At 51.5% G+C, this 25,858-nt stretch carries 20 protein-coding genes; 4 read left to right on the forward strand and 16 right to left on the reverse strand.

Annotated elements, in window-relative coordinates; translation table 11 throughout:
• Window positions 1-204 precede the first annotated feature (204 nt).
• From glyQ to A596_RS14645, 4 genes are all read left to right on the forward strand, one after another.
• A complete protein-coding gene (gene glyQ, locus A596_RS14630; protein WP_039916053.1) occupies window positions 205-1,158 on the forward strand; it encodes a glycine--tRNA ligase subunit alpha in 954 nt (317 codons plus the stop codon).
• The gene (gene glyS / locus A596_RS14635; RefSeq protein ID WP_039916056.1) at window positions 1,158-3,236 is read left to right on the forward strand and encodes a glycine--tRNA ligase subunit beta; all 2,079 of its coding nucleotides are present in this window, start codon (window positions 1,158-1,160) and stop codon (window positions 3,234-3,236) included. Before glyQ ends, glyS begins: the two co-directional genes overlap by 1 nt.
• Window positions 3,237-3,361: 125 nt before the next feature.
• The gene (gene gmhB, locus A596_RS14640) at window positions 3,362-3,943 is read left to right on the forward strand and encodes a D-glycero-beta-D-manno-heptose 1,7-bisphosphate 7-phosphatase (RefSeq protein ID WP_039916057.1); all 582 of its coding nucleotides are present in this window, start codon (window positions 3,362-3,364) and stop codon (window positions 3,941-3,943) included.
• A gap of 11 nt (window positions 3,944-3,954) precedes the next feature.
• Entirely contained in the window at window positions 3,955-4,728 is a 774-nt protein-coding gene (locus tag A596_RS14645; protein WP_039916060.1) for a lysophospholipid acyltransferase family protein, read from the forward strand.
• Window positions 4,729-4,890: 162 nt separating this feature from the next.
• Here the strand turns inward: A596_RS14645 and A596_RS22205 are convergent, their stop codons facing one another.
• From A596_RS22205 to A596_RS22700, 16 genes are all read right to left on the reverse strand, one after another.
• Window positions 4,891-5,625 (reverse strand): GNAT family N-acetyltransferase, encoded by a 735-nt coding sequence (locus tag A596_RS22205; protein ID WP_052417539.1) that lies wholly within the window; start codon window positions 5,623-5,625, stop codon window positions 4,891-4,893.
• Between the two features lie 27 nt (window positions 5,626-5,652).
• Entirely contained in the window at window positions 5,653-6,093 is a 441-nt protein-coding gene (locus tag A596_RS14655; RefSeq protein WP_039916062.1) for a DMT family transporter, read from the reverse strand.
• Window positions 6,090-6,719 (reverse strand): NAD(P)H-dependent oxidoreductase, encoded by a 630-nt coding sequence (locus tag A596_RS14660; protein ID WP_235425739.1) that lies wholly within the window; start codon window positions 6,717-6,719, stop codon window positions 6,090-6,092. The genes A596_RS14655 and A596_RS14660 overlap by 4 nt, the downstream gene beginning before the upstream one ends.
• A 102-nt stretch (window positions 6,720-6,821) precedes the next feature.
• Window positions 6,822-7,412 carry a Crp/Fnr family transcriptional regulator gene (locus tag A596_RS14665; RefSeq protein WP_039916065.1) on the reverse strand — a complete coding sequence of 197 codons (591 nt, stop codon included), beginning with the start codon at window positions 7,410-7,412 and terminating at the stop codon, window positions 6,822-6,824.
• Between the two features lie 162 nt (window positions 7,413-7,574).
• Window positions 7,575-9,683: a pectate lyase family protein gene (locus A596_RS14670; RefSeq protein WP_052417540.1), complete on the reverse strand. Its 2,109-nt coding sequence runs from the start codon at window positions 9,681-9,683 to the stop codon at window positions 7,575-7,577.
• Window positions 9,684-10,068: 385 nt separating this feature from the next.
• Complete coding sequence (locus tag A596_RS14675) at window positions 10,069-10,425, reverse strand: VOC family protein (protein WP_039916068.1); 357 nt, start codon at window positions 10,423-10,425, stop codon at window positions 10,069-10,071.
• Between the two features lie 136 nt (window positions 10,426-10,561).
• On the reverse strand, window positions 10,562-11,218 hold the full coding sequence (locus tag A596_RS14680) for a hypothetical protein (RefSeq protein WP_039916071.1): 657 nt from the start codon (window positions 11,216-11,218) through the stop codon (window positions 10,562-10,564).
• A gap of 36 nt (window positions 11,219-11,254) precedes the next feature.
• Window positions 11,255-11,986 (reverse strand): DUF6998 domain-containing protein, encoded by a 732-nt coding sequence (locus A596_RS14685; RefSeq protein ID WP_084128388.1) that lies wholly within the window; start codon window positions 11,984-11,986, stop codon window positions 11,255-11,257.
• A 187-nt stretch (window positions 11,987-12,173) separates the two neighbouring features.
• Window positions 12,174-12,500, reverse strand: coding sequence for a Na+/H+ antiporter subunit G (locus tag A596_RS14690; RefSeq protein ID WP_039916074.1), 327 nt, complete (start codon window positions 12,498-12,500; stop codon window positions 12,174-12,176).
• A gap of 10 nt (window positions 12,501-12,510) precedes the next feature.
• Window positions 12,511-12,780 (reverse strand): K+/H+ antiporter subunit F, encoded by a 270-nt coding sequence (locus A596_RS14695; protein ID WP_039916077.1) that lies wholly within the window; start codon window positions 12,778-12,780, stop codon window positions 12,511-12,513.
• On the reverse strand, window positions 12,774-13,331 hold the full coding sequence (locus tag A596_RS14700; RefSeq protein WP_084128391.1) for a Na+/H+ antiporter subunit E: 558 nt from the start codon (window positions 13,329-13,331) through the stop codon (window positions 12,774-12,776). The genes A596_RS14695 and A596_RS14700 overlap by 7 nt, the downstream gene beginning before the upstream one ends.
• A 10-nt stretch (window positions 13,332-13,341) precedes the next feature.
• A complete protein-coding gene (locus tag A596_RS14705) occupies window positions 13,342-14,844 on the reverse strand; it encodes a monovalent cation/H+ antiporter subunit D (protein WP_039916078.1) in 1,503 nt (500 codons plus the stop codon).
• Window positions 14,841-15,215 (reverse strand): Na+/H+ antiporter subunit C, encoded by a 375-nt coding sequence (locus tag A596_RS14710; protein WP_039916081.1) that lies wholly within the window; start codon window positions 15,213-15,215, stop codon window positions 14,841-14,843. Before A596_RS14710 ends, A596_RS14705 begins: the two co-directional genes overlap by 4 nt.
• Window positions 15,215-18,043 (reverse strand): monovalent cation/H+ antiporter subunit A, encoded by a 2,829-nt coding sequence (locus tag A596_RS14715; protein ID WP_039916084.1) that lies wholly within the window; start codon window positions 18,041-18,043, stop codon window positions 15,215-15,217. The genes A596_RS14710 and A596_RS14715 overlap by 1 nt, the downstream gene beginning before the upstream one ends.
• Before the next feature lie 132 nt (window positions 18,044-18,175).
• Window positions 18,176-19,396 carry a Na+/H+ antiporter NhaA gene (gene nhaA, locus A596_RS14720; protein WP_412130316.1) on the reverse strand — a complete coding sequence of 407 codons (1,221 nt, stop codon included), beginning with the start codon at window positions 19,394-19,396 and terminating at the stop codon, window positions 18,176-18,178.
• 151 nt (window positions 19,397-19,547) lie between these two features.
• Entirely contained in the window at window positions 19,548-25,679 is a 6,132-nt protein-coding gene (locus tag A596_RS22700; RefSeq protein WP_152600192.1) for a pectinesterase family protein, read from the reverse strand.
• Window positions 25,680-25,858: the final 179 nt, after the last annotated feature.

A 25,858-nucleotide genomic window follows, 5' to 3' on the forward strand; every position in this document is an offset into this window, starting at 1 on the left:
CGATAACACGATTGAATTGCCGACGAGCGGCTGTTGGTCATAGCAAGCGCGAAATTGTTCCAATGGCACCTGAATTTTTACAGAACTTGACCAAGCGCTGCCATTGGCCGGGCAAGATGGCTATAATCGCCGCATTTTTCTGCTTGCAATCTACCTGTATTGCAAAAACTTGTTCCCTAATCCGAATGCGGAGCCATTTTTACCGTGTCTAACTCAAAACAATATGACGTAAGCACCTTCCAGGGTTTGATCCTCGCCCTGCAAGATTACTGGGCGCGCCAAGGCTGCGTGATTTTGCAACCGCTCGACCTCGAAGTCGGCGCCGGTACTTTCCACCCCGCAACCTTCCTGCGCGCTATCGGCCCGGAAACCTGGAACACCGCCTACGTGCAACCTTGCCGCCGCCCGAAAGACGGCCGCTACGGTGAAAACCCCAATCGCTTGCAGCATTACTATCAATTCCAGGTGGCAATGAAGCCTTCCCCGGAAAACATCCAGGATTTGTATCTCGGCTCGCTGCGCGAAATGGGCATCGACACTAACGTGCACGATATCCGCTTCGTGGAAGATAACTGGGAATCGCCAACATTGGGCGCCTGGGGTTTGGGTTGGGAAGTCTGGTTGAACGGCATGGAAGTAACGCAGTTCACTTACTTCCAACAAGTTGGCGGCCTGGAGTGTTTCCCGGTGACCGGCGAAATTACTTACGGTATCGAGCGTATTGCCATGTACCTGCAAGGTGTGGATTCGATCTTTGACCTGGTATGGACCATCAACCCAAATGGCGACAAAGTCACTTACGGCGATGTATTCCATCAAAACGAAGTGGAACAATCCACTTACAACTTTGAAGAAGCCGACACTGCATTTTTGTTCAGCAATTTCGATTTCTACGAAAAAGAAAGCCAGCGCTTGATGGAAAAAAATCTGCCACTGCCCGCGTATGAAATGGTGATGAAAGCCTCGCACGCGTTTAACTTGCTCGACGCGCGCCACGCAATTTCGGTTACCGAGCGTCAGCGTTTTATTTTGCGCGTGCGCACTTTATCGCGCGCCGTTGCACAAGCCTATTACGACAGCCGCAAAGCCCTTGGCTTCCCCCTTGCGCCGGAAGCTTTAAGAAATGAATTGCTTAGCGCTGCTGCGGAGGAAAAATAATGTCTGCTGATTTTCTTGTTGAGTTGGGAACGGAAGAGTTACCACCCAAAGCGTTAAAAAATTTGATGGCATCTTTCGCAGAAACCATCGAAGCGAATTTGAAAGCCGAAGAATTAGCATTTACTGCCATCAAACCGTTTGCGGCCCCGCGCCGTTTAGCGGTGTTGGTGGAGAATCTCGCGAGTGAAACACCCTCCAAAGAATTGGTTGTGTGGGGCCCGCCCGCCGCAATTGCGTTTGATAAAGAAGGCCAGCCCACCAAAGCGGCACTCGCGTTCGCCGAAAAAAATGGTATCGCCCCGAGCGAATTAAAAGCCGAAAGCGATGGCAAAGCAGAAAAACTGGTTGCACGCATTAGCACTACCGGCAAAAAAACCGTTGATTTACTTGAAGCCGTTGTAGCCGATGCGCTGGCAAAATTGCCGATTGCAAAACGCATGAAGTGGGGCGCAAAGCGCGAAGAATTTGTACGCCCGGTCCATTGGCTGGTGATGTTGTTTGGCAGCGATGTCGTTAATGCATCTGTGCTTGGATTAACGGCTGGTCGCACCAGCCGCGGCCACCGTTTTCATTACAACAATGCTATCGAATTAGCCCGGGCCAGCGACTACGCCACTGTGTTGAAAAACATCGGTTATGTGGTGGCCGATTTCGCCGAGCGCAGCGCAATTATTAAAGAGCAGGTTGAAGCCGAAGCAAAAAAAGTCGGCGGTGTTGCGGTAATTGATGCATCACTTCTGGATGAAGTAACCGCGCTGGTTGAATGGCCGGTAGCATTGACCGGTAAATTTGAAGAACGCTTCCTCGCTGTTCCCTCCGAAGCATTGATTGCTTCCATGAAAGAACACCAGAAATATTTCCACGTGGTGGATGCCAACGGCAAATTGAAAAATAATTTCATCACGGTAGCAAATATCCACAGCAAAGACGCATCGCAAATTATCGACGGTAACGAGCGCGTTATTCGCCCCCGTCTTTCCGATGCTGCCTTCTTTTTTGAAACCGATAAAAAAACCACGCTCGCTGCATTGCGTGAACGGTTAAAAACTATTGTGTTCCAGGCGCAGCTCGGCACCATCTTTGAGAAAACCGAACGCGTTGCCAAGCTCGCGCAATTTATTGCGGGCAAATTAAATGCTGACGAAAAGTCAGCTATCCGCGCGGGTGAGTTGTGTAAATCGGATCTCGTGACCAATATGGTCGGTGAGTTCGACGATATGCAAGGTATTGCAGGCTTCTACTACGCACTGAACGATGGTGAAAACGCAGAAGTTGCCGCCGCGATGAACGAGCAATATATGCCACGTTTTGCCGGTGACCAATTACCGGCAACGACTACCGGTACAATCATCGCACTGGCAGATCGCATTGATACCATCAGCGGTATTTTCGGTATCGGCCAACAACCAACTGGTTCAAAAGATCCGTTCGCATTGCGTCGTGCAAGTATCGCGGTATTGCGTTTGCTGGTGGAAAAAAAGCTCACGCTCGATTTGCGCGAGTTACTCACGTTCGCCAAAGCACAGCACAAAAATTTAACTGTTGGCGATGAACTGGTAGAGCAAGTGCTCGGCTATATGCTCGACCGTTTCCGCGCGATGTTTGAAGATGCAAATATTCCGGCAGAAGTTTTCCAATCCGTTACTGCAAAACAATTATCGCAACCATTGGATATCAACCAGCGCGTACTCGCAGTCAATGAATTCAGCAAATTGCCGCAAGCGCAAGCCTTGGCTGCTGCCAACAAGCGCGTATCCAATATCCTCGCCAAACAAAATGCATCAACCAATGCGGTAGTTCACGCTAATTTGTTGCAGGAAGAGGCTGAAAAACATCTCGCCAGCGCTATTAGCGCCAAAGCGGAATTGGTAACGCCTTTATTTGCCAAACGCGAATACACCAAAGCACTCGCCGCACTTGCTGACTTGCAACAACCAGTCGATGCGTTTTTTGACAGTGTAATGGTGATGAGTGATGACCCGGCGCTGCAACAAAATCGCCTGGCGTTGCTACAGCAATTGCGTGGATTGTTTTTGGAAGTGGCGGATATTTCGTATCTGGTTCCGGCTAAGAATTAATGGCTGGGTGTTTATCGTGTGCGATAAAAGGGCGTGGTTTATCACGCCCTGTTTGTTGCCCCTGATTATTGATCCCTGTTTCTTCTGGTATCTTGCTAAAACATTTCCATTAATTGGGTTACCCAATGAAACTAATCATCCTCGACCGCGACGGCGTTATTAATTACGACCGCGAAGACTTTGTAAAATCTGCTGATGAATGTGTACCTATTGATGGCAGCATCGATGCAATTGTACGACTCAACAAAGCCGGTTTTACAGTTGTGATTGCCACCAACCAATCAGGCCTCGCCAAAGATAAATTTGATTTGGAAGACCTTGAGGCGATGCATGAAAAAATTACGCGGTTAGTAGAAGAACAAGGCGGCGAGATTGGTGCAATTTTTTATTGCCCGCATCGCGATGAAGATAATTGCAAATGCCGCAAACCAAAACCCGGCATGTTGGATGCCATTGAAGCTGAATTTAATACTTCTGTGGAAAGTTGTTATTTTATTGGCGATAGTTTGCGTGACCTCCAAGCCGCTGTTCAAAAAGCGTGTAAACCTGTATTGGTAAGAACAGGTAACGGCGTGCGCACTCTTGCGCAATTGGCTGTGCCCGGTTTGCAAACAGGTTTTCCCGCTATTGATGCGGAGCAAGTACAAGTATTTGATAATTTATCGGCAGCAGCAGATTTTATAATCGTCGCTGGCCAACAACAGTAACAGGGCTTCATGTGCTAAAACTTCGCAGTTTAATTTTTGCCATTGGCTATAACATTACCAGCGCCCTGGCTGGTTTGGTTGCAGTAATTATCTGGCCCATTTTTCCCTATAGCTGGCGCTGGCGTATTGTCACCTGCTGGAATCGTTTTGTGATGTTCTGGATCTGGTTATGTTGCGGCGTGCGCTTTGAAATTACCGGCAGCAAGCATGCCGATAAATTTCCCTGCGTGGTCATGGCCAAGCATCAAAGCACTTGGGAAACCATGTTCCTGCAATATTATTTTGGCCCGGTCAGCACCATCCTCAAGAAAGAATTATTCCGCATCCCGTTTTTTGGTTGGGGTTTAGCGAGCTTGCGACCTATCGCGATTGATCGCAGTAATCCCATACAGGCACTTAAAGAAATTAAAAAGAAAGGCATTGAACGTTTGCAACAGGGAAATAATTTTTTAATTTTTCCCGAGGGCACGCGCACACCTGTTGGCCTGGTTGGAAATTACGCGCGCAGCGGTGCGGATATTGCCATCAGTGCCGGCGTGCCCATTATCGCCGTTGCCCATAATGCCGGTGAGTGTTGGCCACACAAGCATTTCGTTAAATATCCCGGCACTATTCGTGTCGTAATCAGTGAACCTTTTGCTACAGAAGGGAAAGACCGCAAACAGTTAACAGAAGATATTAAAAACTGGATTGAAAATGAAATCGCCAACATGCCACCGGCGCGAGATGATGGTGTGCGTATTGTTGCAACGGCGACTGCGGATATTGAACAACAAGCTAACTAACAATTCATCGTTTAAAAAAACCCGTCACTCCGGTGGAGCGACGGGTTTTTTATTTATAAATTACAATTTAATAAAGCTCGATAATGTCGCTCTTAATTGTATGCATGATAACTATCGGAGACATGGACATGTTGGGCATCGCAAGCGTGCCCAACCTACGGTTCAACTTCGTTTGTAATTTTTAATTACAAACTGCGGGATAAATCCAAGCTGCCGGTAAAGTGGCTCGCCAGCGGCCGACGCTTGCAGGGTTAAAAATTTTCCGCCCATGGTAATACTCAATCCAATAACATATTGCATTAATACCCGCGCTAAACCTTGTCCGCGAAATTGTTCCGGCACTCCAACTAAATGCACGCCAATAATATCGCCTGTTTGATAAACCAACGCGGTAGCCGCTGCTTGCCCATCTTGTTTGAGCAATAACAATTTAATATCCGGTAAATCGACAATCGCCTGAATCGCAGCGATATCAATCCAATACCCGAACGCGGCGCTGGCCGTTGCAGTCCAGGTTTCAATATCCGCTGCGGACTGAACGGTGATAATATCCGGCGCCGGTAATTCAGGTACGGCTGTTAATTGCAAATCCAGGTACATCGCAAGCTGTGTAAATAAAATCTGGAAGCATTCATCCTTTAAAAAAATTTCCAGTTGTTGTGCAGCTACACCCGCCCCCTCCCATACCGGGACAACAGCAGTTAATGGCAACTGATCCAGCACTGGTGCAAGGGCATTAATTTGCTTTATATCTGCATGCCAATCAAACCAGTAACGGTTGGGCCACGTGCGGGAAATTGTTAATCCATCCACTAAAAATTCGGAATTCTTTTTTAACCCCATTTTTCGCCAGAGTGATGTGAGGTTATCGATATTCAATTGATCCAGATCGCTCATATTTGTCACCCGTTAATACAATAAAAATTACGCACGATTAATTAAAACGATGCCGGCAACCATCGCCAGCACACCCATGCATTTGGAAAAACTGATGGGTTTGATCGGTAAATCAAACCAACCGAAATGACTCACCAGCATCGCAACCAATAATTGCCCGGTCAGTGCAAAAGACATCATGGGGCCGACGCCCATACGTGGAATTAAAAAATAAAATGAGGCAACACCAAACGCGCTGATCGCACCGGAAAACCATAAATGCAGGGGCACCGATTGCACACTGGTTAACGAAGGCAGTTGGCGTGTTGTGATCGCAACCACTATCAGCACACAACAACAGGCCACGATAAAAGTTACGGCGGCAGAAAGCAGTGGGCTTTTCAATAACACACCCAACTGTGCATTCATTCCCGCCTGGATGCCAATGGCGGCGCCCGCAAGTAATGCCAGCCATGAAAAATAATTCATAGCAAGGTCACCATGTCATGTTCAGCAAAACGCACTTTCTTTTCGCGGGCGCTCGCATCCTGCGGATGGCGAATACCAATCGGACATACTGCTGTTGTCGTGAGGTTTTTTTCGCGCAAACCCAACACGCGGTCATAACCTTCAAATTCAATGCCGGTCATCGGACAGGTATCAATTTTCATCAACGCCGCACAGGTTAGGAAATTTCCCAACGCGATATACACTTGTTGGTGCGCCCATTCCTGCCTTTGTGATTGATCCATCACTGCCAGCGCCGCTTTGTAATGTTCATCCATATTGGCTAACTGCGAAGCAGCTACACCGCGCGTTTGTGAAAATTGTTTGACGTAACGGTTGACAGTGGTATCGCCAATATTCGTGTGCGCGGCAAATACAACCAGATGCGAACACTGTGCAACTTTTTCCTGCCCAAGTGAAAACTCAACGAGTTGTTGTTTGAGCTGTGGCGATTGGATAACCAGTAAATGATACGGCTGTAACCCGTAGGATGATGCGCTCAGGCGCGTTGCATCCAGCAATTGCTGTAATTGTTCAGGCGCAATAATGTCGTTGGAAAATTCGCGAACCGCGTAACGCCAGTTCAGTGCATCAATAATATTCACCATATCACCCTCTCTGCTTGACTAATAACGCCAGCATAAAGAGCGATTAACGCGAATTCATTTACATAGGTTGATAATTGACATTAAGAAGTTAAAGGGCAAACATCAGAGTTTTTTGCGGATACGGCTCAACTGGGTGGGCGTAATTCCCAAATGCGACGCGATATGGTGTTGTGATAAACGTTCAACCAGAAATGGATAATCCTCAATAAATTGCAAGTAGCGCTGGGTCGCATCCTCCTGGACAATGGCTACTTCACGCGCATCCTTGGCGAGTAGCCAATTGCGCTCCAGATAATAAATCTGGAAGAGTTTCAAATCCTCACGCGCATGTAGCAGCGAACGATATGCGGGAAAATCGATTTCAATAATCTGCGCTGGCTCCAGTGCCACAATCGCAAATTGCGACGGTTCATGGCGCAGCAACGCGGTCATGGAGCCGGGAAATGTGCCTTCGTAGAAAAAATTTTTATTATATTCGTTGCCGTTTTCGTCGGTGATAAAGGTTCTGAACAAACCCGAATACACAAAGGCAAACGACGGCGGAATTTCTCCCAGCGGGTACAGCACCTGATGTTTTTTTAGTTCGCGGTATTTACCGATATCCCTAAATGCTGCCCAGGTTTCTGCACCGATAGGCGAATAGGAATCCATGGTTTTTTTCAGGGCGTTAAATGCTTCAATTGCAGTGCTCATGCAAAATCCTGCTCTCTTAATGCAATGGTACTGATTGTAGGTAATACGTCGGCAATCCTCCACGGTTTTTTGCGCAATAAAAAAACCCCGGTGTTATGCACCGGGGTTTTCCTAACGCAAATTTCTCAACAGGTTTTTAATTTACTGGTTTACCAGAATTGTTTAACGATTCTGGCACGACGATTTGCCTAAACCCAGAACGTAATACTTATCCGCAGCTAGCGGAGAGTTGTACGGAATCTGGCCGTATTTTCCTGCGGTTGCGTTCACGTAATCCACCAGATCCTGACCCGCTGCAAAGCGCCAGTTATTGATGGTCGCTTGTGATGCAGAATTGTAATTGCTGGCGAGATTGGCAACAGTTCCGTTGGTTGCGGTCAGCGTTGTTTTGGTGGCTGCCGTTAAATTACAGGCGCTATCGCCAAACCACAGGAAGTTACGGTCATTGCGGAACGAGCCACCGCTAATATCTTTAAATAAATTGCTGCTGATTTCTGCGAGTGATGCTTCCACTGTACTCTTTTCCTGGTGCACGGCGTTTACCACAAAGACGCTGTCTTCCATTAACGCACTCGCACCGACACGCAAACTCAAAATCTGGTTGCGATAATTCATAAACACGTTGTTGAACATGTGTGTTTTACCGTGACGCAGCAACGGCACGCGGCGCAACGTGTTGCCCAACAATTGGTAACTATCATCGGTAGTGATAAATGCGTTGTTGTGCATAGTGGTGGTGATTTGTTTATCGATTGTGTGGCTGTCGCTGGAGCCATGCAGCACGGCGCGTTTCACATTGATCAAACGGTTGAACGACATAGTCACATTGTACGCACCCACTTTCACATCAAACGCCGAATCGCCAGTGGTGTCGAAATTATTTTTGTGAATCCAGATATCGTGCGATGCGCCGGTGGAGCGAATCATATCCGGATCGCAATAATGGTCTTCGGTATGGCCCGCGCCTTTGAAATTCAAATGGGTCAGGATCACGCTGTTGGCGGTTTGGGTGGGTGTGCCGGTTTGGTCTTTACCAATCGCAAAACCGCTGAACAGGAAATAGGCTTCACTGCCGCGACCATCGATGGTTTTATTGGAACCGATAACCGGATTGCGAATCGGGTTGTTGGATTTGTTCATCGCCGTGTTAAAAAATTGCGTTACACAATTGGCACTGTTCACGCCATTTTTTGCGCACCATTGCGTGTAATTCACACATTCGGCTGCGGTTGCACCGAGAATCGATTGCACCGTCGGATTGCTGCAACCCAAACGATACATGCCAATTTCGTGCGGCTGTGCGAACTGGACTTTATCGAACACAATCCAGTTATGTGCTTCGCCGGTGATAGCGGTAAGGATTTGTTGTTCAACAGACGTGCTGGAATTTTTGGTGATAATGGTGAGTTTGCTGTTGCCGTTTGGATCAAAACCACCGAGCGCTTTTTCACCGTAGCCCACAGGTTTGCCTAATGTTTTGGACAAACAACTGACAATTTCCTGATCGGTTTTTAACGAGGTATCGCGCCAGTTAACCGATGGGTTGGTTGCCAGGCGAATACAATCGGCACTGATGTTGCCGTTATCGGAAATTGACGAAACACTGCTGCTGGATTTGCTCGATACCACACTCGAACTGCTAACAACAATTGCGCTGCTCACCACTGAGGATTTGCTGCTCGAGGAACTGCTCACCACTACGGAAGATTTGCTGCTGGACACTGACGATTTGGAAGAGCTGCTTACCACAATACTGGAAGAGGATTTGCTGGATGAAGTAACTGTGCCGGTTGCGTTATACACTTCAAATTCAGCGATACCGGGAGCGCTGGTCGCATTCACAATTAAATTAATTTTTTTGGAAGAACGCGGGCCAACATTAATCACTTTTTCTGCGCCTATGCCGGTGCCACTCGCATACACAGTGCCGCTGTCGTTATCGACTAATTGCCAATTGGTAATTTTGCTGCCGCTTTCGCGCAAGATGACGGTGTTAAAACTCACCGCACTGCCCCACTTCACCGACACGCGCTGGTTGCTGGTGCCACTTGCTACCGACACAGTCGCGGTGTTGCCATCGCGCACGAGTTTGGTGTTATCAAAACCGGAGCCATCGGCGCCGGCGCTGGGGCCAGTCACGGCTAAATTGGAACCTAATGTTTGGGCGTGCACTGTGCCAGCAAAAAAGCTGATCGCTAACGTGAGCGCGGCGCATTGACTAGCCCTTTTGGAAAATAGGCCAACACGCTTGGAAAAGAGTTTGGTTTTCATGTGGATTACCTTGTCGTAGCAATATCGTTGTTATTCGGATTGTTGTTCTGTTGCTGTACGCAACAATTCCCGCTGGCAGGCAGCAGGGATAAAGACCGAAAACACCGATACGCCGCAAGGCGCAGTGGCTGCTGGGCTACAACGCAGCACTTGTTGGGAACGCACGGATGGACAACTAAAAACCCATCCCGGATGACCGGCTTTATTGTTGTTGGCGCCGGGCTCCGAAGGGAATGGGTGGAAATTCCCGAGGCAGCCATAGTGCGCGCCGCCGGGATAATCGTCAAGTTGGGAAATCGCGGAATTAATCTATTTTTGTGATGAATAATCTAATTATAGAGATAAAAACGGTTACATAATTTCCACTTTAATTATGTAACCGTGATCAATTTGCTTCCGACCAGGCTGCAAATTCATTGCCGCTTGGCTCGGCAAAGTGAAAACGGAAGCCACCGGGGAATTCAAAAATCGGGCGGACAATTTTGCCTTTGTTATCAACGACTTTCTTCAATGTGGATTGGATATTTTCACTGTAAAAAACCAATAAAGCGCCACCGTTTTCTGATTTATTACTCAGGTCCGCTTTATAAAAACCACCATCCAATCCCTGGTTGGAAAAGGCTGTGTATTCAGGGCCATAATCCACAAATTCCCAACCAAACACAGCCGCGAAAAATGTTTTGGTTGCCTGCAAATCATGCGCAGCGAATTCGACGTAATTCAGTTTTTCGTGGATGTTCATAAATAACTCCAATGTTGCGATTGAAATGGACCTGTTTATAAAAGCCGCTACGGGATATGACCGTATCACTGTTGTATAACTATCGGCATTACCATAATTAAAAGCCTGATATTAGAATGGCCGTGTTATTTTTAATTCAACTGTTATGACGCTTGAGTCTGGACATAGAACACCAATCCAATTCTACCTGCTCATATCTACGCCCGATCTGGCCCAGTGTTCCAGTGTGTGCCTGGCAAAATATTTTACTTTTCCCGATTGCGAATACCGATTTAATAGCAATACCTATTGTTGGACAAGAAAGTAACCCAACGGATTTACGCAATGCGTTAAATGTTCTCAACCCCAGACATATGACAATATCCGGTTGTACTATTTCTATTTGCGGAACACCAAATTGTTGCGCAGCCCACACCATGTCTTTTAGCGGGATATTTGCGCTCAAATTTCCATATTTAATAAATGGAAACAGGTTTGTTGCGTAGGTATCTGAAAGCGAAAGATGGAAATGGCGTTCAAGAAGTTCTTTGAGACGTTTATTGGTTGGGAGGGAAGGAATGTGCCCCAAATTAATTGCATCCTGAATGATTGGCCCGGATAACTTATCAACACCAACCCAATCTTGCAGCATGATCATTATCGGCGCATCGATATTACAGGCAGATTTTGTGTAGGGGGAAACAAAGTCACATTCATAAATTCCGTTGTGGAAATCCCCTATATTTTTATAGCCTCCCCGTATGGTTGCTTGCCTTTTTCTGGCAAGGTTTTGTAATTGAATAAGTTTATCCATAACAAATAGACGTATGCGTTTTTGTTGATTGGAGAATTAAATTGCAGATGCATCAAAAACAGAATCACCAGAATCAAACAAATGTTGATCACCTGTATTTTTTAACGCTTCGATACTTTTGATTATCTGGCTGCCGAGTTGGCGAGTATTCAGCGAATTACCATTGGTATTGAGCAAAGCGATATTTAATTGCAACGCAAGCGTTCGCAGTGCCGGTTTGGCCGGGCTTATTAATTCACCGTCTTTTTCAACTTCAATACTGCCACTTTCCAGCTCGCGTATTTTGTAATTGTTATAGACAACTTCGTTGACCGTTTTAATTTCCGCGCGCGGCTTTGTTGTTTTAATAAGCCGATTCATCGGCAGTACACGTCGCCCGCCGACGTCGGGGGACATGAGTGTGAGTGCTTCGGCCACTGAAACATCCAGCAATGTTTCAACTTGCATTTCTTCGGTGTTAACGCGCAAAACAATTATGCGATCCACTTCTGACAGGGTATTTGGATTGAATGCTATGTGCCCGCTATTGCTCATCTTGGCAGTAGTTTTTACCGAGATCCGCTCGCCCTGGCCACTCACAACATCGTAACCGTGCTGGTTTACCTTAAGCGCCATTTGTCCGTTGGTGATAAGCGCTGCATAAAGTTCACCAATACGTCCGCAAAGGTGTCGAAGTTCAGTGGCAGGAACGCCCCACTGCAACTCGCGCTCGAACCAGGACATGGCTTCGCCGAGTGATTGAATTAACTGCATTTGCGTCAGTGCCATTTTTCCTCCGGGATGTGAATCAGATTTATTCTTATGCACCCAACAACCGGCGCACTAATACAGATTGCATATCGCGTCAGCCATCAGCGATAACGAAATGATGAAGTTAGATTGAATTATTCGGTAAATAATTTGATGTGGTTTGAAAACATTTACTTGAATAACACCTATCCAAAAACGTGTGCACTTAATTTTCCCACGGCTTATTCCTCGTCCGCTCCACTGCCTCCAGTTTTAAATGCAGTGCAGCTTTGGCGGCGATGTGGGCGCTGACCGGCGCGGTGATAAACAGGAATAAGGCGATTAGCAATTCGTGCAAACTTAATCCGTCGCTGCGGGTGGAAAAGAATATCACTGAGCCGGCGATGACGCCGCCAACGCCGAGGGTTGTTGCTTTGGCCGGGCCGTGCAGGCGCATGTAAAAATCCGGCAAACGCGCCAGGCCAATTGAGCCGATCAACGCGAATGCGGCACCGGCGAGGACGAAAAAACTGACGAGATATTCAACCCACATGTTGGTTTTCCTATTCGATGATATCGCCGCGCAATAAATATTTGGACAACGCCACCGTGCCGATAAAACCCATGATCGCAATCAGCAACGCCGCTTCGAAATACAACATGCTGCCCTGGTAAATCCCGAACAACACCAGCAGCGCAATGGTGTTGATGTACATGGTGTCGAGCGCGACTATGCGGTCCGGCAACGACGGGCCGATCACCAGCCGGCGCATATTCAGTGCAATGGCAACGGCAAACATAAACATGGCGATACCCACAGCGGTAGTTAGCATTCGAATATCTCCTTGAGCGGGGCTTCGTAGCGGTCTTTGACCAGGCGGATTTCCGCCTCCGGATCGGCGACGTGCAGGCAATGCAGTAATAAATAACCGCCTTCTTTGTTCACATCGGCGGATACCGTGCCGGGCGTGAGCGAAATAATGCTGGCGAGCAGTGCGATGGTGAAATCGTGGTCGATGTCGAGCGGGACTTTTACAAATGCCGGTTGCAAGTTATTGACCGGCCCGAGGATGCGCACCGCAAGGACCAGGTTAGCGATGATGATGTCATAAAAAATAATGGCAGCCATTTTCAGCACCAGCAGCGGTTTGCGAATATGCAGGACCTCCGGCCAAAACGCCTGGGTTAACCAGGGAATCAACCAGCCAAGGAAGACGGCAAGCAAAATATGGCCGGGGCTGATGCTGTTATTGAGCAACAACCAGACGATGACCATGTAAACGCTGAGCGCCTTGTGGGGAAACCAGCGGCGCGGTTTGAGCGCGCTTTCATCCGCAACCGGGTCCGGGTTTTGAATTGACTGTGGGTTCGAATCAGGATTCATTGGTTTCCCCTTATCGCACACGGAATTGTTGCATTGCCTGCAGGTAAACGCCCGGTTCCCGCAGTTGCTGCGCAGCCTTAAAGGTGTAATCCAGTATCGGGCCAGCGGCAAAAGTCACCACCATCACACAACCGAGCAATCCAATGACAGCGAGCAATGCGCCTTTGTCAGCGGCGGGCGCGGATTCAACCTGGTCGGTGGTTTGCCAGAAAATCATCGAACCGGAGCGGCTGAGGGCGATGAGAGTGGTCAAACTGCCCGCCAGCACGATTATCCATAGCACTACCGCATCAGCCTGCACGCCGGCTGCATTGAGCAAAAGCAACTTGCCGATAAATCCGCTGAACGGCGGCAACCCGGCAACGGCAACAGCAGCGATAAAAAACAACACACCCAGCAACGCCGATTGGCGCAGGCGCGGGCCTTCGCCGATATGATCGAGCAGTTCTCCACGCTGGCGCAGGATTAAATCGGCAAGCAGGAACATGGCACCGCAAATCATTGTGGAATGGATGAGGTAGTAAAGGCTCGCTGCCAAGCCGGCTTCGCGATTGAGGGCAATCCCCGCCAGCAAAGTACCTACTGAAACAATCACCAGATAGGCGATTTGCACGCGCAGTTCGCGCGCGGATAAGGCACCGAGCAGACCCATCACCAGTGTGACCAACGCAATTGGCCACAGCCACCACCAGGCGAAATTGGCCAGGGTTTCAGCGTTTTCGCCGAAGATTTGCGTATAAACCCGGATTATCGCGTAGATACCTACTTTAGTCATAATCGCAAACATGGCCGCGACGGGCGCGCTTGCGGCGGCATAGGCGCGCGGCAACCAGAAGTAGAACGGAGCCATGGCGGCTTTGAGGCCGAAGACCACCAACAAAAGGATTCCGGCAGTGGCGGCGAGTGGCGCATCGGCAGGATCGAGTTTGGCCATCTTATCGCCCAGGTCCGCCATGTTGAGCGAACCGGTGATGCCGTAGAGCGCGGAGACCCCCATCAGGAACAACGCCGAGCCGATCAGGTTCACGATCACATAATGCAGGCCGGAGCGCGCCCGCTCTACGCCCCGGCCGTGCAATAACAGGCCGTAGGAGGAGATCAACAGAATCTCGAAGAACACGAACAGGTTAAACAAATCGCCAGTCAGGAAAGCGCCGTTCACCCCCACGAGCAGGAAATGCACCATCGCATGGAGCTTGTCGCCCGGAGCGTCGTGGCCGCGGACGGCGTAGGCAATGCTAAAGAACGCCAGCACGGCGGTTACCAGCAACATCAAGGCGCTCAGCCGATCCAGCACCAGCAAAATACCAAAGGGAGGCTGCCAGTTACCCGGTGCGTAGAGGCGGATCTGGCCATCGCTGGCTTGCATCAACAGCCAGACACAAATCCCCAACGATGCAGTGGCAGACAACAAGCTGATACTGCGGATCAGGCTACGCCGCCCGGACAGCAGGATCAGCAGGATCGCCGTGATTAGCGGCAGGACGATAGGGGCGAGAATGCCATGGTTCAAACCTCGTCCTCCTCTAGCGGACGTACCGGCTTGCTCGGTTTTTCACCGATAGCGGCGCTGCCATCCACATGGTCATTACCAAGTTCGGCGCGGGCGCGCAGGGAGAGCACCAGCAGGAACGCAGTCATGGCAAAGCCGATGACGATAGCGGTTAACACCAGCGCCTGGGGGATCGGGTCGGCGTAGCTCTCCGATGAACCAATCACCGCCGGCGCCCCGGAGCGCAAGCGGCCCATTACGAAGATAAACAGGTTCACAGCGTAAGAGAGCAATGTCAGGCCAAGGATCACCGGGAAAGTACGGGCACGCAGCAGCAAGTACACTCCACAACTCACCAGCACTGCAATAACAACGGCAACGAGCGCTTCCATTATCTGGATTCCTCAGAAGTAAAGTCAGGATCAGTTTCAGCCTGGGGATCGATAGTTTGCGCCAGGTTGCCCAATTGCGAGAGCATCAACAGGGTCGCGCCGACTACGGTGACGTAAACACCGATATCAAAGACCATCGCCGAGGCGAGTTCGATATCCCCCACCAGCGGCAAATGCAGGTGGGTAAAGGTGGTGGTCAGGAAGGGATAACCAAACAACCAGCTGCCCATCCCGGTAAACACCGCAACCAGGATCCCGACCACACTCATGCGCCCGTAATCCACCGGCAAACGCTGGCGCACCCAGTCGGTGCCGCTGCAAATATATTGCAGGATCAGGGCGATAGCGGTGATCAAGCCGGCGATAAAGCCACCGCCCGGCTGGTTGTGGCCACGCAGGAAAATAAACACTGACACCATTAATGCAAGCGGGAAAAACATGCGCGAGAGCACGGTGATAATGATTGGATAAGGGTCGCGCGTCCATTGGCGGCCGTGACGGTCAGTGCGTGGAACCGACAATTCCAGACCTTGCAACACCAGGAATACACCCAGGCCGGCAATTGCCAGTACGGTAATTTCACCAAAGGTATCGAAGCCGCGGAAATCGACCAGAATCACGTTGACCACATTGGTGCCGCCACCACCGCTGACACTGTTAGCAATAAAGAAATCGGCGAGGCCGGTGTCGTAAGGCCGGGTGAGGATCGCCAGGGTAAACAAACCGACGGCAATACCCGCACCACCTGCCAGTACCATATCGCGAATTGCCCGGCGCCAGCTGGATTCGTAAGGTGTAAGTTGCGGCAGGAAAAAGAGCGCCAACATCAGCAAAATAATGGTGACCACTTCCACCGAAATTTGCGTGAGCGCCAGATCGGGCGCGGAGAAGCGCACGAACGCCAGTGACACCACCAACCCCACCGCACTCAACGCCAGTAACGCCGCATAGCGATTGTGATGGCTCGATACGGTGACAACGGCAGCCACAATCATAATACTGGCCATGATCACGCTGATACCATCGATGGGTGTGAGCGGAATTTCACCAAGGATATTCCCGAGCGGCCAGAACTCAATGGCAGCCATGACCAGCGTCGCAGTGATAATCACCGCCACTGAACGCTGCAACGACCCGTTTTCCACCGCGTCAGTACAGCGCTGGGCAAGGCGCACCAACCGCTGGATACGTTTCTCAAACACTACCTTCTGGTCCACACGGTAGCCGCGCTCATAGAAGGCGAATAAACCTTTGCGCTGGTAATAGAGCAATAATCCGCCCCCCAAGGCAACGAAGCTCATCAATAATGGCAGGTTAAAGCCGTGCCATATCGCCAGGTGATAACGCGGAATATCGGTACCCAACACAGCGTAAGCGGCAGCATGAAGTAAGGGCGATACCAGCAAATTAGGCATAGTTCCCAGCGCCAGGCACAACAGCCCCAGCACTGCCATCGGCAGGATCATATAGAGCGGCGCTTCATGGGGGGGATAGATCGGCAAATCCTTATTAGGCTCGCCGTTGAAGAACACATCGTGGATAAACCGATAGGAGTAAGCCACCGCAAAAATACCGGCAAATGTTGCCAACAGCGGAAATATGTAGCTGAAGTTGCCGAGTTGGTCGAGCTTCAATGTTTCCGAGAAAAACATCTCCTTACTCAGGAAACCGTTGAGTAATGGCACCCCGGCCATGGCCGAGGCCGACACCATCGCCACCGTCGCCGTTACCGGCATAAATCTCGCCAGCCCGAAGATCCTGCGCATATCGCGCGTGCCGGTTTCGTGGTCGATAATCCCCGCCGCCATGAACAGCGAGGCCTTGAAGGTCGCGTGGTTGATGATATGGAACAGCGCGGCAATGGTGGCCAGATCACTGCTGAAACCAAACAACATGGTGATCAGGCCGAGGTGGCTGATCGTCGAGTAAGCCAGTAACCCTTTCAGGTCGTGCTTGAACAAGGCGTTGTAGGCGCCAAACACCAGGGTTGTCAGACCGGTAAAGGTCACCAGGTAAAACCACAAATCCGATCCCGACAACGCCGGATACAAGCGCGCCAGCAAAAACACCCCCGCTTTCACCATAGTCGCTGAATGCAAATAGGCCGAGGCCGGCGTCGGTGCTGCCATGGCATGAGGCAGCCAGAAATAGAAGGGAAACTGGGCCGACTTGGTAAAGGCACCGATCAAAATCAGGATCAATACTACCGGGTACAACCCATGGGACTGGATCAGCGCTGAAGAGTTAAGGATCATATCCAGGTTATAGGAACCGACAATCTGCCCGAGGATCAGCGCACCCGCCAGCAAACTCAATCCACCGGCACCGGTAATCGCCAGTGCCATACGCGCACCTTTACGCGCCTCGGTACTGTGCGACCAGTAGCCAATCAACAGGAACGACATCAGGCTGGTCAATTCCCAGAACACCACCAGTAACAGCAGGTTATCGGCCAGGACTATGCCGAGCATCGCCATCATAAACAGCTGCAACAATGCATAAAGACGACCAAGGGAATCCTTGTTGGAAATGTAATAGCGGGCGTAAAGGATGACTAATAAACCGATTACCAGAATCATCAACGCGAAGATCATTCCCAACCCATCAAGCCGCAGGCTGAAATCCAGGCCCAATTGGGGAACCCAGGGTTGGTGCAGGAAAAACATCTGGTGTTGGAGTAACGCAGGGATGTACTGGAGGATCAGGATAAGCGACAACGCCGGGCCAAGGGCCGCCGAGATTGCACAAATATTACGCCCGAAACGTTCCGTTAACAGCGGTAAGCCGGCTCCGAGCAAAGGCAATGCAATAATCAGCAGTATTTCCATGCAATCTCCTCAATGGCCAATATCCGGAATCACGTCTGCACAAACCCCCTATGGAGTATTATCGCTACACGCGGGTTCATCCATTCGTCAATGCAACAGATATGGTGTGATCTGCCGGTTTTGGATTTCAGGTCAAGACGAATGTTCATTTTCGCGTAACACCGGTTTGGGCCGGGCCACATAGCGCAGCCACAGGTACCCCAACACCGCAGAAAAGAGCGAGCCCACCAGAATTCCCAGGCGGTCACCGGAAACTTCAGTCTGAGTAAAGGCGAGCGAACCGATAAACAGGCTCATGGTAAATCCAATGCCGCAAATCACCGCCACCCCGTACAGCTGGGACCAGCTTACATCGCCCGGCAACTTGCCGATTTTCAGCACCACCGCCAGCCAGGTAAACAGCATCACCCCGATCTGTTTGCCAAGGAACAAGCCCAGCGCAATACCAAGGGGCACAGGTGAAAATACATCACCCAAACTCATACCCGCCAGTGGCAGACCGGCGTTGGCAAAGGCGAAGAGGGGTAAAATGCCAAAGGCGACCGGACTGTGCAGGTCTTTTTCCAGGTCTTGTAACGGATAAACCGGTTTATCTTCCGCATTGCGCCCGCTGTAGGGAATGCACAACGCAATGGCGACCCCGGCCAGTGTAGCGTGGACACCGGATTTCAGCAGGCTGACCCACACCACCAGCCCCACAATCAGGTAGGCTGATTTACTGACCACGCCCTGGCGATTCATAAATATCAACATGGCGATACCCGCCGCTGCAACACTGACGGCCAGCAATGAAAGATCCGCAGTATAGAAGAGCGCAATAATGATGATCGCACCTATATCGTCGAAGATCGCGAGCGATACCAGGAAGATCTTCAAACTGGGTGGAATCCGTGAACCCAGTAACCCCAACACCCCCAAGGCAAAGGCGATATCAGTCGCGGTGGGAATGGCCCAACCGTGCAAGGCGTAAGGATCGTGGCGATTGATAAAGGCATAGATCAACGCCGGTACCAGCATCCCGCCAATCGCGGCGATACCCGGCAAGGCGATCTTGGATAACTGGTTAAGCTCGCCAACCAACACCTCACGTTTAAGCTCAAGGCCGACCACCAGGAAAAACAGCGCCATCAGGCCATCATTGATCCACAGCAGCAGCGGTTTGGCGATGGCGAATTCGCCGATAGCCACGATGACATCGACGTGCAGTAGCTGATCGTAATAAACCTTGAGCGAGGTATTGGCGGCAACCAGCGCCAGAATCGCCGCCAGGATTAGCAAAATACCGCTGGCGGCTTCCAGTTTAAAAAAGGCTTTCAATCCACTAATCATCGTAACCTTACCTTGGATGTACATAGTCAGGGGGTAATTGACGGTGATAAGGTCTTGAATTACAAGCTTTATTTACTTTCATTTACCTGAAATCAACAGCTTTGGGCGTTTTAAACACGTTTGGACGTTAAAAAACCCGGCGCATGGCCGGGTTTTTGCGTTGCGGGAAACTATCTTATTGGTTGCGAACAATCTCCAGAATATTCACTCCCCCGGAAGCCAGGCCTTCGCGGCCATAAATCAGTTTGACCGCGGTTTGGCTATGGCTCGCATCCAGTGTCAACGTAATGGAATCACCGGCACTGGCATTGGCGTAGCTGGCATCTTTCACGGCCAGCACTTTGCCATCGCTACCCACCAGCGCGAACTTGCCGGCAGTCACAGTGTTGGCACCGGTCTGACGATAGCTAATGCTCAAAGCCAAGGCCTTGCCTGATTCCACTGGCACTGCGATATAAGTGCGCACGTTAGAAGGCAAATCCTCACCTACCGCCGGAATCAGGGTGGCGTTATTGGTGAAGAACGAACCGTTGGTATTCCATACGGCAGTCGCCGTGGCATTGTTCGCCGAACCCGCCGCACGGTAACGCAGCACATTGGCGGCAGTGGAATTAAACACCAGGCCATCGACAGTGATATCGCCGCCGGTGACCTTGATGCCGTTATCAGCAGACGCGCTATAGGCAGCGCCAAACAGGCTGGTATCTGCGGTCGCGTAAGCCGCAGAATCAAAGCCCCAGGTTTTGGTTAGGGTCGCTGCCGCGCTGGACGAACTGGATGAACCATCCCCTGCCGGTGTTGAACTGGCCGATGAACTGGAAGCGCTGGTCTCTGTGGAGGATGCCGCGCTGCTGGTATCGCTGCTGCTGGCGGTGGAGGCAGCACTGGATGAGCTACCTGCAGACGAGCCTGAATGCCCGAAGTTCACACAGTCGGTACTGTCGCCCGGCAACGGATCCCACCCTGCACCACCGTTATATGCGGCAAAAATCTGCGCGCGGTTACAGTAATCGCTCGCCACTTCCGCCAGCGATAACTCACGGCCACCGACACGGCTGGCCAGGTTGATGGTAGTGCCGCTCGCATCCATAGTCGCAAATTCACGCCAGCCAGTGGTTGCTGACGGTGTGACCGGATTCGGCGCCGGCTGGCCATTCACGCCTGCCACCGCCCAACCGGCAGCATTGATATGGGTATCCATGCGGCTGTTAATAAACACCACGTTATCCCAGGTAGCAGCCGTACCCGGACTACGCGCCAGGTAAGTTGCACCCACTGGTATCGTGTGGCCCACCGGGCCTGCGCCCTGGGTCAGGTTGCTGTTCAGGAATACGAAGCCTTTATCCGCCGCCGTCAGGGTGCGCGCCTGGACCACATAGCCGCCGTTGCTGGCGTTGCTGCTATCGCCCAATGAACGGATCTCACTTTCTTCAAACAGGGAAACGTTGTTGTTACCCCAGATGAAATCCACATTGCCTGCCACTAACGTGCGATAGAACCAGCTATAACCCTTGAGCTGGAGCGTGTCCTGCTCGCTGATAAAATTGGCATTTTTGGCGATCAAACGGCCGGTGGAGTTGAAGTAAATCGTCTCCGCCTGCCCACCACTGCTGGTTTTGATGGTGGTATTTTTCAAGGTCAGGTTTTCCAGCGCCAGCAAATCCGCCAATTCCACCAGGAAGACCGGGCGACCGGCAGAACCGGCATTGAGCGCTTCAGAGTTTTGGTACTGGATCACCACACCCTCGCGGCTTTCACCGGTGATAGTCAGGTTGTCTTTGTTACGCAGGTAAAGCAGCTCCGGATAAGTCCCGTTTTTCACCGTGATCGTTGCCGGATCGGACTTCGTCAGGTTTTGCATCACATAGTTAAGTGCGCCTTGCAGGGTGCGGAAATCGGCGCTGGTGCCGTTATCGTCAACAGTGAGTGCGGTCAAACCTGCTGCGGGTGCAGGCCTGGTAGTAAAGTTCCAGCCTGCGTTTTTACCAATACCCTCAAACGGCAAGGTCGCCAGGGTCGCGCCAGTAAACGCCGAGCCGCTGACCGCCACGTAATAGCTGGTGTTGTAGTCCAGCTTTTTGCTTTGCAGGGCGATAGTGGCAGTATTGCCGGAAATACTGATCGGGCGCGTATTCAGCGTGCGATAGGTGCTGTAACCAATATTGTCTTTGTGACCGACCAGCTTGATGGTATCCACCAGCGAGTCATCGCTGCTTTTGAAAATACGAATCGAACCGGCGCTGCCCAACACCGGTGGGGAATCAAAGGTCAGGGTCAGGCTGGTATCCGCATAAGCACCAGTTTCACTTGCGGCCGGTGTCACCCGGCCACTCAGGTTGTAGGTCGCGGTCGGCATTACAAATTGCGGTGCGATAGTCGCACCCAGGGTGCGGGTCAGGTTCGGGTCCGAACCACTGGTAAAGGTGATAGTTGCGGTGCCCGCCCCTACCGGGTCCAGGCTCACCTGATTACCGTTGATGCTGGCACTGACTACCGCCGGGTTGCTTGACTCTACGGTAAAAGTGTCATTCCCATTCTGCTGGTTTTTGGCAGTGACGGTAATGACCAGCGGGTCATCGCCCACTTCCGCGTTGTATTCTGCGGCGGGTGAAATAGTCAGCTGCGACGGTACTGGCGGTTTATCGTTGGCATTACCGACTTTAATGTCATCGATCTCGAAGGAACGGTTGCTGGTAAAAATACCGATCAGCCCGCGTTGGGTCAGGCTCGCATCACTGAAACTGCCCACCGCCAGGTCATTCAGGTACAGCGTCATTTCAGTACCAATCATTTCCAGGCGCAGCTTGTACCACTCACCATTAGTCGCCCCGGCGGTACCGAGGTTAATGGTAGTAGGATAACGCATGGCGCCGGTGCTGGCCGGATTGCTGGCGCTGTTGCGCTCTACAATTTCCACCCGCGGCTGGCTGCTTTCATGGGCGATCATACCCACGCCGTACCAGTTATTAACATCCTGGTAGCGCGCCATCACGTAAATGCTGCGTTGGGCGGTGCCACTAGCGTTGAGACGTGGGCGAATACGTGCTTCCACGTAGTAATCACCGGAGGTGACGGCGGCTAATTGCTCCGGTTTGATGAGGGCCAAAACGCCGCCAACACCGCCGCTCGAGGCGGCGGTATAGCGCAATACATTGTTATTACCGGCATCGTTGAGGATGTCGAACAGGCCATTGGGCCCAGCCACTGGCAGCAAATCCCATTTACCTGAACCGCTGGCAAAATCATCACAGAAATACAAACCCGGTTCCGAGCTGCACGCAAACGCCGGTGCCACTGAACTGCTGGCGCCACTGGAAGAGGTATCCGGCGCAGATGAGGTTGCGGCACTGGTGGAACTGCCCACTATCACACCGCCAGACGATGTGCCCGCTGATGAACCCGTATCGCCGGCACTGCTCCCCACAGAGGAACTGACAGCCGATGAACTGGTTACACCGATACCACTGAAATCGCAGTTGGACAGGTTTTCGGATGCACCATAGCCTTTCACACAACCGATATTCGCCGGCAACAAGTCGGTTAACTGCGCCGGGGTATAGGCACCGGTATCGGTCCACACCACCCAATCAATCAGCGCTTTGTAACTGTTGCCGCCACCATCGCCTATCTGCAGGTAGTTATTAGCAGCGGGGGTAGACAACATTTGTACTTCTTCCTGCGCCAGGATTGGCGTATTGGAACCATCCAGATACGCGCGTATCCAGCCAGTCGTGGGGTTGGTCATGGCTACCGTAAAGTGATAAACACGATATTGATCCATCGCCATACCGTAGGCGGTAGACGGTAATGCAGCCCCTTCAAACTGTACGCCCTGGTTGGTTCCATCAGCCCGCAACACGACTTTCAGGCGGCTGGCCGAAGTCGCCTCTGCATCCCCGCCCAGCGCTGCTTCCAGCTCAATTACCCGGGCATTGGTCGGCGGATTAAAGCCTTTGATACCGGCGATCAGGGTGAAATATTTGGGATAACCCGTTCCCGCCACATTGTTTACCCGCGCGCGGTTGTTTTTGGTGGTTAACGCGGTGGAATCGAACAGCACAGAGCCGGTGCCAGTCGCGGTGAAATCGCTGGCGCTGCCCTGGATACCAAAGGTGGTTTTAGAACCATTTGCTAAAGTGATGGAATCCGCTGCAAACGGACTGAGATCCCCGTTGAAAATGCTCCAATTAACTGTGGTTGGATCAGCGGTTACCGGTTCGTCACCCGGCGGTGGCGGTGGCTCGATATCCCATTCCGGGCGCGGACAGCTCAAGGTGGCTGGCGCAGTGTTGATCTTGCCAACACCGGCATATTGCTGCACATATCCGGGCACATCTTCGGTAGCAATCAGGCTGGGCAGGTAAAGGTAGCCCGCTGGCAACGTCAGGTGACCGGTAGAGGCGCTATCAGCCAACAGTTCATCGGCGATGATATTCACCGTGTCAACTGTGTCTTCTTTATCGACCCAGATAATCGGCTGGCGCAACTGGTTTTCAATCAATTCCCAATAGCCGACTGCCCTGCTGTCCTGCGACAACACCGGATTTTTAGTGTTCTCAAACACGTTGCGCTCAACACGGATAATGGCGCCCATGCGCGAGTTAATCGCTGACGTATCTACACCGTTGTAGTAGTTGTTGTAGATATGGCCCTTACCATAACGAAACAGCGGCAAACGCGAATTCACATGGTGCCAATGGTTGTGGTGCCAGGTGATACGGCGGTCAAACGCATCGTCATCCGACGACCCCCAAAGTGAGGTTTTCCAGCTGTCATGGAGGTAGTTATAGGAAATGGTGATATCTGCCACGTCACTGCGGCCACTGACCAGCTCGTCGTAATAATCTTTCTTGTACTCATCGCGCAGGACCGGATCAGTAATAGTCGCAGGGATCGGCGTGTTCAGGTCATTAAATAATTCGTTGTGGTCGATCCACACATTGCGCACCGGACCGGTACGGCCATCAATCGTAATAATGTCGCCCTGGCCGCGGCTTTGCGGTACGTGGTACATCTTCAGGTTGCGCACAATCACATTACTGGCAGTGATATGGATACCCGTGCCCCAGAATTCAGCGTTCGCCCCGCGCCCGATAATCGATACATTAGGGCGATTGAGTTTGATATCACTGTTGCCAGCGTTGTGCCAGGTAACCACGCCATCCACATAAATCGTTAACGGCTTGCCGCTGTAAGCAGGGTTAGCCAATGCCGCCGTGATCTCCGCACCGGTACACACGGCAACTTCTACTTTATCGGCGCCGGAGCCACCGGTAGTCCCGCCATTGAGCGAGGCAAACCCAAACACAGTATTAAAATCCGGGCCTGCGACCGAAGAACTACTGCTGCTTAAGGAGCTACCGGCGGCGCTGGACACCGGCGCACTACTGGCAACGGAGGTAGCCGTCACACTGGAACTGGTAGCCAATGAACTGGAACCCGGCGCAGACGTTGTTACCGGCGTCGCACTGCTGGATTGGCTGCTGCTGGACAGCGTTGCCGGGCTGGAAGAAGGCGCCGATGAAGATACAGGTATTGTGGAAGATGCTGTTGAGCTGGAACCTGGCGGAACCACAACTATCACACTGGATGACGAACTGGAACTGGTCGCCACCACCGGCGCACTGCTTTGGGCCGAGCTGCTGGTCTCAACCATAGGCACGCCGGCCAGGGTCAGGGTATTGCGCAGATGGTTCAATGCCTGCTGCACCGATACCACGATGGTATTCACCGAGCCGGAATTAGCTACCAGGTTCACCACCGCTGGCGACGCTGCAAACTGGGCCAGGCTCAGGTTGAAATCCACGGTGGCAGCGAATTGCGCTGCTGTCGGGCTGATAGTAATACCGTTGGCAGGGTCACCATCGGTATCCAGGGTTTGCAGCAAGCGTGCAATGTTCAACACCACGGGCGACGCCGGGTTCAGGGTCTGCGCCATATCCAGCGGCGTCACTATACTTTTGGCGGGTACCGGTGGAAATACCAAATCGCCGATGGAGAAAGTCACTGTCTCGCCCGGCAAATAATTAAACTCGCCACGCGCATTGGTCACCCCGCTTTGGGTTTCCGTGCGATAGCTAATGCCTGCCACAAAGGCATCCACAAATACCCCGGACGCCAACGTTGGCGCGGTACTGGACGGACTGCTGGATTGGGCCTGGGCCGAACTCGCCACAATAACCGGCGCGCTCGACTGGTTGGTGCCCGTGGGCGTCGAACTGGTGTGGGAGCCGCCTTTTTTGGAATCGCCGCCACAGGCAGACAACACCAGCGCCAGCCCCAGGGCTGTTAGCAAATGGGTTCTCATAATGCTTTCTCTTATCGTTATTGTGCGTCCACGCAGTTTGCTAAACGCGGACAAAACAACACCGCCAGACATGCCAGCGATGGCCTCTGGTATCGACACGATGATTTGAAAGCATTGCCAGTTATTACACTTCTTATAAGGTCTGCCCATTATCAACCAGCGAGGCAGCCAAGGCTCAA

Source organism: Cellvibrio mixtus subsp. mixtus J3-8 (assembly GCF_000766945.1).
Lineage (GTDB): Bacteria > Pseudomonadota > Gammaproteobacteria > Pseudomonadales > Cellvibrionaceae > Cellvibrio > Cellvibrio mixtus_A.